Annotated in this window: 5 protein-coding genes, 1 tRNA gene and 2 pseudogenes; 6 read left to right on the top strand and 2 right to left on the bottom strand. The window is 74.7% G+C overall.

Annotation, left to right across the window (positions count from 1 at the left end):
* Together ABZ885_RS29730 and ABZ885_RS29725 are read right to left on the bottom strand one after the other, a co-directional pair.
* Positions 1-96, bottom strand: a pseudogene (locus ABZ885_RS29730) (transglycosylase family protein); the annotation flags it as partial.
* A 2-nt stretch (positions 97-98) separates the two neighbouring features.
* A pseudogene (locus ABZ885_RS29725) lies at positions 99-761 on the bottom strand (helix-turn-helix domain-containing protein); the annotation flags it as partial.
* A gap of 102 nt (positions 762-863) precedes the next feature.
* Here ABZ885_RS29725 and ABZ885_RS29720 point away from each other — a divergent pair.
* The 6 genes from ABZ885_RS29720 (at position 864) to ABZ885_RS29695 (ending at position 9,532) form a co-directional block, all read left to right on the top strand.
* Complete coding sequence (locus ABZ885_RS29720) at positions 864-2,303, top strand: MFS transporter (RefSeq protein ID WP_360195179.1); 1,440 nt, start codon at positions 864-866, stop codon at positions 2,301-2,303.
* Positions 2,304-2,585: 282 nt separating this feature from the next.
* Positions 2,586-2,658: transfer RNA gene (locus ABZ885_RS29715), tRNA-Ala, on the top strand.
* 180 nt (positions 2,659-2,838) lie between these two features.
* Positions 2,839-4,221 carry a hypothetical protein gene (locus ABZ885_RS29710; RefSeq protein ID WP_360195176.1) on the top strand — a complete coding sequence of 461 codons (1,383 nt, stop codon included), beginning with the start codon at positions 2,839-2,841 and terminating at the stop codon, positions 4,219-4,221.
* Between the two features lie 270 nt (positions 4,222-4,491).
* Entirely contained in the window at positions 4,492-7,398 is a 2,907-nt protein-coding gene (leuS, locus tag ABZ885_RS29705) for a leucine--tRNA ligase (RefSeq protein WP_360195173.1), read from the top strand.
* A gap of 318 nt (positions 7,399-7,716) precedes the next feature.
* Positions 7,717-8,514 (top strand): hypothetical protein, encoded by a 798-nt coding sequence (locus tag ABZ885_RS29700; protein ID WP_360195171.1) that lies wholly within the window; start codon positions 7,717-7,719, stop codon positions 8,512-8,514.
* A gap of 172 nt (positions 8,515-8,686) precedes the next feature.
* Positions 8,687-9,532, top strand: a complete 846-nt coding sequence (locus tag ABZ885_RS29695) for a DegV family protein (RefSeq protein ID WP_360195169.1) — start codon at positions 8,687-8,689, stop codon at positions 9,530-9,532.
* The last annotated feature ends 67 nt before the right edge of the window (positions 9,533-9,599 follow it).

Here is a 9,599-nt window from a genome sequence, read left to right as displayed (position 1 = left end):
CTGCGAGCAGACCGGCCAGGCGCCCGGCCCCTGCGAGGCGAGGACCTTCTCGGCGACCGAGATCTGCTGGGCCTTGCTGGCCTGGTTGGCCTGCGACAGGCCGGCTCGCCGACGTGCTTGCCGTACGCGGACCGCAGCACCGCGACCATCCGCGGCAGCGCCTCGTCCCGGTTCAGGAACGGGTTGCAGCACGGATCCGAGAACAACGTGCACCAGATGCTGTTGAACGTGCCGCCGGGCGTCATGCTCTGGTTGGTGCCGAACAGCGCCTGGTACCCGCGGTTGTACATCAGCACGTCGAACCGGGCGTTCGAGACCGCCGCCGGCAGCGGCAGCAGCGCGTCCAGGATGACCTGAGTGGACGGCTCGAGCACCGGCGGACCGTCCTGCACCAGCGGCGAGGCGGACACGCCGGCCAGCCGGAACAGGTGCTCCCGCTCGGTCGGGTCCAGCCGCAGCGCCCGCGCCACCGCCAGCAGCACCTGCTCACTGGCGTTGATCGGACGGCCCTGTTCCAGCCACGTGTACCAGGTGACCCCCACCCCGGCGAGCTGCGCCACCTCCTCGCGCCGCAGCCCCGGCGTACGGCGGCGCAGACCGGGCGGCAGACCGACCTCCTCCGGGGTGACCCGGGCCCGGCAGGCCTTCAGGTAACTGGCCAGCTCGGTCCGGCGGCGGTCCTTGCGGCCCGCCCCGGCGCGCGCGGCACCCTCGAAGCGGGCGGCGGTGCCGGTGGTGCTGAAGTCGTCCAGGACGGTCATGACCGCCATCGTGCCGCACACCGCGCGACGGAGACAGGTGCTGCCAGTACCAGGATCAGCAGGCTCTAACCACCAGTACCCGCCACCCGCCACGCTGGAGCCATGACGGACCTTCAGATCCGGCCCAGCGCGGTCGGCGGCAGTGCCCCGGCCCGGGCGGTACGCCCCGGGCTGCTCCTCGCCCTCGTCCTGTGCGGCCAGTTCATGGCCGTCCTGGACGCCTCCATCGTCAACGTCGCCGTCCCGACCATCCGCACCGACCTGCACGCCTCCGGGGCCGCCCTCCAGCTGGTCATCGCCGGCTACACCATCGCGTACGCGGTGCTGCTCATCACCGGAGCCCGGCTCGGCGCCCGCTACGGCTACAGCCGGCTCTTCCAGCTCGGCCTGGCCCTCTTCACCGCCGCCTCGCTGGCCTGCGGCCTCGCCCCGGCCACCGGCTGGCTGATCGCCTTCCGGCTGCTCCAGGGCGCCGGCTCGGCCCTGATGGTGCCCCAGGTGATGAGCCTGCTCCAGCGGACCTTCACCGGTGCCGCCCGCACCCGCGCGCTCGGCCTCTACTCGGCCGTGCTGGCCGGGGGCATGGCGATCGGCCAGGTGCTCGGCGGGATCCTGGTCAGCGCCGACCTCTTCGGCACCGGCTGGCGGCCGGTGTTCCTGGTCAACGTGCCGATCGGCCTGGTCCTGCTGGCGGTCGGCGCCCGGCTGCTGCCCAGCCTGCCGGGCGACCGCGACCGCGGCTTCGACATCCCCGGCCTGGTGGTCCTCGGCGCGGCCCTCGGCCTGCTGGTCGTGCCGCTGGTGCTCGGCCACGAACTCGGCTGGCCGGCCTGGGGCTGGGCGATGCTGGCCGGCAGCGCCGCCCTGTTCGCCCTGTTCGTCGTGGTCGAGCGCCGGATCGCCCGGCGCGGCGGCCAGCCGCTGATCTCCGGCCGGGTCCTGCGGGTGCGCGGGCTGCGCCCGGCGGCCGGCGGGCTGTTCATGATCATGGCGGCCTTCGCGGGCTTCCTGTTCGCCTTCGCGCTGCACCAGCAGGCCGGCCTCGGCCACAGCGCGCTGCGGGCCGGGCTCTGCTCGGCACCGGTCGCGGTCGGCTTCGGGGTCTCCAGCCTGCACTGGCAGCGGCTGCCCGGCCGGCTGCACCGCGCCCTGCCGGTGCTCGCCGCCGCCCTGCTCTCCCCGGGCTACCTGGCGCTCGGCGTGCTGCTGGGCGACGGGGCGGAGATCGGCGCGACGGCGCTGCTGCTGATGACCGGGCTCGGGCTGGTCGCGGGCTGCGCGTACGCGCCGCTGTTCGCCCGGGCGCTGGGCGGCGTCGCCCCGGCCGACGCGGCGGACGCCAGCGGTGTGACGGTGACGGTCATCCAGCTCGGGCAGGTGGTCGGGGTGGCGGTGCTCGGCTCGGTCTTCCTCGGCGGGGTCGACCTCCCCGCGCCGGCCCGGGACTCCGGGCACGCGCTGCTGGTGACCACCGCGGTGATCGCGGGCGCCGTCGCGGTCGCGGGGGTGTTCGCGGCCCGTACCCGGCGGTCGGCGGGGTAGCGGCCGGCGGGACGGCGTCCGTGCCGCTGGTGCGGGGTGGGGTGGGGTGGCGCGGGGGGTGGGGGGTGCGCCGGTGGGGTGGCGTGGGGGCGGGTGGTGTGGTGGCAGGTGGCCGGCGCGCGAGTGCCGCCGCCCGCCGCCCGCCTCCGTCCCCCGCCCTCGCCCTCGCCTCCGCCGGAGGTACCTCCGGTAACGGATTCGTGGAGCACCCCTCCGACCGTGTAAAGTAGTCGATGTCGCCGAGGGAAACCGAAGGAAACCTCCGGTGACAACGCAGGTCAAGGGGCTGTAGCTCAGTTGGTAGAGCGCTTGCATGGCATGCAAGAGGTCCGGGGTTCAATTCCCCGTAGCTCCACAGGAACAGAGGGCCGCCTCCCGATTCGGGAGGCGGCCCTCAGTCGTTGGCGGCCCGTCGCGGGAGGCCCACCGCCCGGTGCGTGAGGCCCACCGCCCGTCGCGCGGGGCCCACCCGGCGCCCGGGCCGTTTTCGCCGACGGCCTGACGGCCGGCCCCGGCCGACCGCTACCGTCGTGCCATGGCCGATCTGGAGCGAAGGCGCAACGAGGAGCTGGCCCGGATACTGCACCAGCTGGGCTGGAACCCGGAGCGGCTCGCCCGCGAGGTGAACCTGGCCCTGCCGCCCGGCCTGGCGATCAGCTCCACCGCCCCGTACAAGTGGCGCGACCGCGGCATGGTGCCGCGCAGCCCGCACGACCAGACCGTCTGCGAGGTGCTCGGCCGCACCCTCGGCATCGCCGTCACGTACGAGCAGCTCTGGGGCCGGATGGGCGGCAACCGCGGCGCCAAGATCCTCTCCCCGCACCTGCTCACCGACCCGTGGACCGCCGACACCGCGCAGACCGCGCTGCGCGAGGCCGCCACCGACGCCGGGCCGGTCCGGCTCACCGACCTGTTCCGCGGCGCCGACCTCGACCTGGCCGCGCAGCGGCTGGCCACCCCGCCGCCACCGGTCGGCGGCGAGGGCGCGCTGCGGATCGACCCCGGCCTGGTCGGCGAACTCCGGCTCTCCTGCCGCAGCAAGGAGCGGCTGGAGCGCTCCTGCGGCGGCGGACTGGTGCTCGGCCCGGCCCGCGCCGAGCTGGCCCTGGTCGCCAAGCTGCTGGAACTCGGCGGGTACGACGAGCCGCTCGGCCGCGCGCTGTACGGCGCGGCCGCCCGGTTCGCGCGGCTGGCCGGCTGGGCCGCGTACGACCTCGGGCACGAGGCGGCCGCCCAGCGGGCGTTCGTGGCCGCGCTGCGGGCCGCGCAGCTCAGCGGGGACCGGCGGCTCGGTGTGAGCGTGGTCGGCTGCCTGGTGGTGCTGGCAACGCAGAGCAGCGGCGGGCGGGGGCTGGACGCGGTCAGCGCGCTCGCCGGGGCGCTGGAGACGGCCGGGGACGCGCTCGGTCCGGCCGACCGGGCGCTGCAGCTCGGCCGGATCGCCCGGGCGTACGGGCGCCGGGGCGAGCCGGAGCAGGCGCGGGCGGCGGCGGAGCGGGCGTTCGCGGAGCTGGACGGGGCGGGGAGCGGCACGGCGGGTGCGGGTGCCTCGGCGGGTGCGGGGCCCGGGGAGACCGGTGCCGGTGCCGACGGTGGTGCTGCGGAGGAGGCCGGGGAGGCGCGGGCGGACCTCGCGGGCATGGTGGGGGAGGGGCACCTCTTCCTCGGCGACCACCGGCAGGCCCAGCGGCTGCTTGCCGAGGCGGTGGCCGGCCTCGGCCCCGGCCGGGCCCGGGCCAGGGCGCTGCTGATGGTCAGGCTGGCCGACTCCCAGCGGCGCACCGGCCGTCACCGGGAGGCCGCCGGCACCGCCGACCGGGCCCGCGCCCTCGCCGCCGGCATGCAGTCCGAGCGGGTCGCCCGGGCGCTGCGCGACTTCGACGCGGCCTCGCGCACGGTATTGCCGGGAGAGGCCTGATCCCCTTGCGGTACCCTGAGCCCATGCGAACCGTGCGCCTGCTCCTTAGCCGGCCGCGCTGACCAGGACCGGCCCCGCTCTCGGGCGGCTGCCGGAGTCGGCGTGGCGTCCCCTCCTGCGAGGGGATTTTTTGTTTTCCACCGCCTTTTCCGCGACCGCCCCGACCGCGTGACCGCCTTGGCCGCGTGACCTCCTCGGCCGTCCGCGGCCGGTCACCCGCCCGGTCACCGGCCCGGTTCGCCAACTGACATCGATGGAGCCTGAAGGACCATGAGCGAGACGACCCCTGCTTCCGGGGCGGCCGAGGCCGCAACCGAGCCGTTCCGGTACAGCGCCACCCTGGCGGCGGAGATCGAGTCCCGCTGGCAGGACATCTGGGAGAAGGAGGGGACGTTCCACGCCCCCAACCCGGCCGGTGACCTGGCCGACCCGGCCGCCGGCGACGTCGCCGCGAAGCCGCACAGCTTCATCATGGACATGTTCCCGTACCCCTCGGGCGCGGGTCTGCACGTCGGCCACCCACTGGGCTACATCGCCACCGACGTCTACGCCCGCTACCAGCGGATGACCGGCCACAACGTGCTGCACACGCTGGGCTACGACGCATTCGGCCTGCCCGCCGAGCAGTACGCGGTGCAGACCGGCACCCACCCGCGGGTCTCCACCGAGGCCAACATCGCCAACATGCGCCAGCAGCTGCGCCGGCTGGGCCTGGGCCACGACCCGCGCCGCTCGATCTCCACGATCGACCCGGACTACTACCGCTGGACCCAGTGGATCTTCCTGCAGATTTTCAACTCCTGGTACGACGAGGCGGCCGGCAAGGCCCGCCCGATCACCGAGCTGATCGCCCGGTTCGAGTCCGGAGAGCAGGCCGTCCCCGGCGGCCGGGCCTGGGCCTCGCTGAGCGCCGCCGAGCGCGACGAGCTGCTGGGCGAGTACCGGCTGGCCTACGCCAAGGAGGTGCCGGTCAACTGGTGCCCCGGCCTGGGCACCGTGCTGGCCAACGAGGAGGTCACCGCGGACGGCCGCTCCGAGCGCGGCAACTTCCCGGTGTTCAAGTCCAACCTGCGCCAGTGGATGATGCGGATCACCGCCTACTCGGACCGGCTGATCTCCGACCTGGACCTGCTGGACTGGCCCGAGGCCATCAAGCTGCAGCAGCGCAACTGGATCGGCCGCTCCGAGGGCGCCCGGGTCGACTTCGCCGTCGGCTCCGGTGACTCCGCCGACCGGATCACCGTCTTCACCACCCGCCCCGACACCCTGTTCGGCGCCACCTACATGGTGCTGGCCCCCGAGCACGGCCTGGTCGACTCGATCGTCCCCGCGGCCTGGCCGGAGGGCGTCCCCGCCGCGTGGACCGGCGGCGCCGCCACCCCCGCCGAGGCCGTCGCCGCCTACCGGGCCGCGGCCGCCGCCAAGTCGGACGTCGAGCGGCAGGTCGAGGCCAAGGTCAAGACCGGCGTCTTCACCGGCGCCTACGCGGTGAACCCGGTCAGCGGCGAGCCCGTTCCGGTCTTCATCGCCGACTACGTGCTGATGGGCTACGGCACCGGCGCCATCATGGCCGTCCCCGCCCACGACCACCGCGACTTCGCGTTCGCCCGCGCCTTCGAGCTGCCGATGCGCTGCGTCGTCCGCCCGACCGACGGCCGCGGCGACGACCCCGCCGCCTGGGACGACGCGTTCGACACCTACGACTCGGTGATCGTCAACTCGGCCCACGACGAGGGCACCCCGGACGGCATCTCGCTGGACGGCCTGAGCGTCGTCGACGCCAAGGCCGCCGTCACCGCCTGGCTGACCGCACACGGCATCGGCGAGGGCACCGTCAACTACCGCCTGCGCGACTGGCTGTTCAGCCGCCAGCGGTACTGGGGCGAGCCGTTCCCGATCGTCTACGACGAGGACGGCGTGATGCACGCGCTGCCCGAGTCGATGCTGCCGGTCGAGGTCCCCGAGGTGGACGACTACTCGCCGCACACCTACGACCCGTACGACTCCACCTCCTCGCCGAAGACCCCGCTGTCGCGCAACGAGGCCTGGGTCAACGTCGAGCTGGACCTGGGCGACGGCGTCCGGAAGTACCGCCGCGAGACCAACACCATGCCCAACTGGGCCGGTTCGTGCTGGTACGAGCTGCGATACGTCGACCCGACCAACGGCGCGCGCGTCATCGACCCCGCCAACGAGCAGTACTGGCTGGGCCCGACCGAGCAGAAGCCCGCCGGCGGTGCCGACCTGTACGTCGGTGGCGCCGAGCACGCCGTGCTGCACCTGCTGTACGCCCGCTTCTGGCACAAGGTGCTGCACGACCTGGGCCACGTCTCCTCGGTCGAGCCGTTCCACAAGCTGTTCAACCAGGGCATGATCACCGCGGACGTCTACCGCGACGAGCGCGGCTTCCCGGTGCCCGCCGCCGAGGTCGAGGAGCGCGACGGCGCCTACTCCTGGCAGGGCGAGCCGGTCAAGCGCGAGGCCGGCAAGATGGGCAAGTCCCTGAAGAACGCCGTCGCCCCGGACGAGATCGCCGACGAGTACGGCGCCGACACGCTGCGCCTGTACGAGATGTCGATGGGCCCGCTGGACGTCTCCCGCCCGTGGGACACCCGCGCGGTGGTCGGCTCGTACCGCTTCCTGCAGCGGCTGTGGCGCAACGTCGTCTCGGAGTCGACCGGCGAGCTGGTCGTGACGGAGGACGAGCCGGACGAGGCGACGCTGCGCGCGCTGCACAAGGCCATCGACGGCATCCGCGGCGACATGGCCGGCCTGCGCTTCAACACGGCCGTGGCGAAGGCCATCGAGCTGAACAACTTCCTGGTGAAGCGCGGCTCCACGCCGCGGTCGGTGGCCGAGCAGCTGGTGCTGATGGTCGCCCCGCTGGCCCCGCACGTCGCCGAGGAGCTGTGGCGCCGGCTGGGCCACGGCGAGTCGCTGGCGCACGCCGACTACCCGGTCGCCGACCCGGCGTACGTGGTGGACGAGGCGGTGACCTGCGTCGTGCAGATCAAGGGCAAGGTCAAGGCCCGGCTGGAGGTCGCGCCGTCGATCTCCGACGCCGAGCTGGAGGCGCTGGCCCTGGCCGACCCGGCGGTCGTCGCCGCGATCGGTGACGCGCCGGTGCGCAAGGTGATCGCACGGGCGCCGAAGCTGGTGAACATCGTCACGGGCTGACCGTTGCCCGGCCGGGCGGGCGTCCTTCGGGGCGCCCGCCCTTCGGCGTTCCCGGGGCGGGGTGGGGGGTCGGGGGGCGGGGCGGGAGCGTGGTGCGACGGGCGGCCGGTGCGAGGGTGGCGGGTGCGGGCCGGTTCGGGCCGGTTCGCGGGGGCGGGGCGGGCCTCGGGGAGATCCCGGATCTGACCCTGATCTCGGACGCCGGACCCTGATTCCCCTGCCCCGGGGTGCGGCCGGGCGGCTACGGTGGAACCGACGGTGGTCCGGCCCGCGTTGGGCCCGGTGGGGGCCGGTTCGGCTGGCGGAAGGTGGCTCGTGATGGACGTGCTCGGCGTGATCCTCGGACTGGCCCTGCTCTTCGGGCTCGGGGTGGTGGCACTGGTCGTGGTCGGCGTCGTCAAGGCGGCGAGGGCGGTCGGCGAGAAGATGGAACGCCAGGAGGCCAAGGCCCGCCGCGCGGTGGAGAACGTCACGCTCAAGGCCAAGAGCTACACCCAGACCGGACCGCAGGGCCAGATCTCCGGCGTCCGGCTGAGCCTGCGGACCTCGCTGGACGGCACCCGCCAGGTCCTGGAGAGCGGGCTCGCGCAGGACGGCCAGCTCGGCGAGTCGCTCGCCCTGCTGCGGCGGCTGGACGCCCACGCGGCGGAGCTGGACGGCGAGCTGCGGATCCTGGAGCGCGAGCCGGACAGCGCGCGGATCGCGGCCAAGCTGCCCGAGCTGCGGGAACGGGCCGAGCGGATCACGCACTCCGCCGAGACCATGCGCTGGGCCGCCCAGGACCGGATGCACCGCTTCGCGGACGACGAGCTGCGGCGGCTCAGCCAGGAGTGCGAGAGCGAGGCGGGGGCGCTGCGGCACTGGGACACGTCGGAGGCCGCCGGGCCCTCGGGCGCTGCCGCTGGTGCCGCCGCCGGCTCCGCGGCGGGTGGTTCGGCGGCCGGTGGTCCGGCTGCCGATGGTTCCCCGGCCGGGCGGGAGCAGGCGCAGCGGGCCGGGCTGACCGACGGGCGGAACGGGAGGCCGAGCGCCGAGGAGCTGCTGGGGCTGGTCGACCCGCTGACGCGGCTGACGGACCGGATGCGGAAGCCGTCGGCGGGGCCGTCGGCCGGCTGACCGGAGACGCCCGCGGCGGGTTCCGGATTCCCGCGGATCGAGTGCCGTCTGCGACCGTCCCCGACCTGTTCTGACCGGGTCGGACGGCTGATCGGCGTGCGGACGGGCGGGTCGGCGGCCGGCCCGGTCGGAGCGCTGTCATCCGGGGCAGGCGCGGAGTAACCTCCGCCTCATGCCCGCCGACCTCGCACTCGTCACCGATTCCACGGCCTACCTGCCGCAGGAGACCATCGACCACCACGGCATCTCCGTGGTCCCGCTGAGCGTCGCGGTCGGTGACACGGTCCTCGCCGAGGGCGTGGAGATCTCCCCCAAGGACGTCGCCGAGGCACTGCGCGACAAGCAGCAGGTGACGACCTCCCGGCCCAACCCCGAAACCTTCGCCGCCGCCTACCGGGCGGCCGCCGAGGCCGGTGCCCGGGGGATCGTCTCGGTGCACATCTCCGGCGAGTTGTCCGGCACCGTCGAGGCGGCCCGGTTGGCAGCCGCCGAGGCGCCCGTCCCGGTGGAGGTGGTGGACAGCCGGCTGGTCGGGATGGCCCTCGGGTACGGCGTCCTGGCGGCGGCGGAGGCGATCGCGGCCGGGCAGGAGCTGTCCGACGTGGCCGCGGCCGCCACCCGGAGGACGGCGCTGACCAGCGGCTTCTTCTACGTGGACACGCTCGAGTACCTGCGCCGCGGCGGTCGGATCGGGGCGGCGCGGGCACTGCTCGGGTCGGCCCTGGCGGTGAAGCCGCTGCTGCACCTGGACGGCGGTCGGATCGAGCCGCTGGAGAAGGTGCGGACCGCCTCGCGGGCCATCGCCCGGCTCGAGGAGATCGCGGTCGAAAAGGCGGGGGAGCGGCAGGTGGACGTCGCCGTCCACCACCTGGCGGCGGAGGACCGGGCCGAGCCGCTCGCCGAACGGCTGCGGGTGCGGATCCCCGGGCTGCGGGAGCTCTACGTGGCCGAGGTCGGCGCGGTGATCGGTGCGCACGTCGGGCCGGGGCTGCTGGCGGTGGTGGTCGCGCCGCGCTGAGGCGGGGCCGACGTGGCGGCCGGGCGGCCCTGGCGGCCGGGCCGTCGGGGCGTCGGGGCGTCGGGGC

This window comes from Kitasatospora sp. NPDC047058 (genome assembly GCF_040643935.1).
Lineage (GTDB): Bacteria > Actinomycetota > Actinomycetes > Streptomycetales > Streptomycetaceae > Kitasatospora.
Note: the sequence above shows the minus strand (reverse complement) of the source record. Positions and strands in the feature narration are given on the sequence as shown.

What these genes read in the sequence shown, in the direction of transcription:
- ABZ885_RS29720 (WP_360195179.1), top strand. Translation starts at nt 864, where the DNA reads ATGACGGACCTTCAGATCCGGCCCAGCGCGGTCGGCGGCAGTGCCCCG.
- ABZ885_RS29710 (WP_360195176.1), top strand. Translation starts at nt 2,839, where the DNA reads ATGGCCGATCTGGAGCGAAGGCGCAACGAGGAGCTGGCCCGGATACTG.
- leuS (WP_360195173.1), top strand. Translation starts at nt 4,492, where the DNA reads ATGAGCGAGACGACCCCTGCTTCCGGGGCGGCCGAGGCCGCAACCGAG.
- ABZ885_RS29700 (WP_360195171.1), top strand. Translation starts at nt 7,717, where the DNA reads ATGGACGTGCTCGGCGTGATCCTCGGACTGGCCCTGCTCTTCGGGCTC.
- ABZ885_RS29695 (WP_360195169.1), top strand. Translation starts at nt 8,687, where the DNA reads ATGCCCGCCGACCTCGCACTCGTCACCGATTCCACGGCCTACCTGCCG.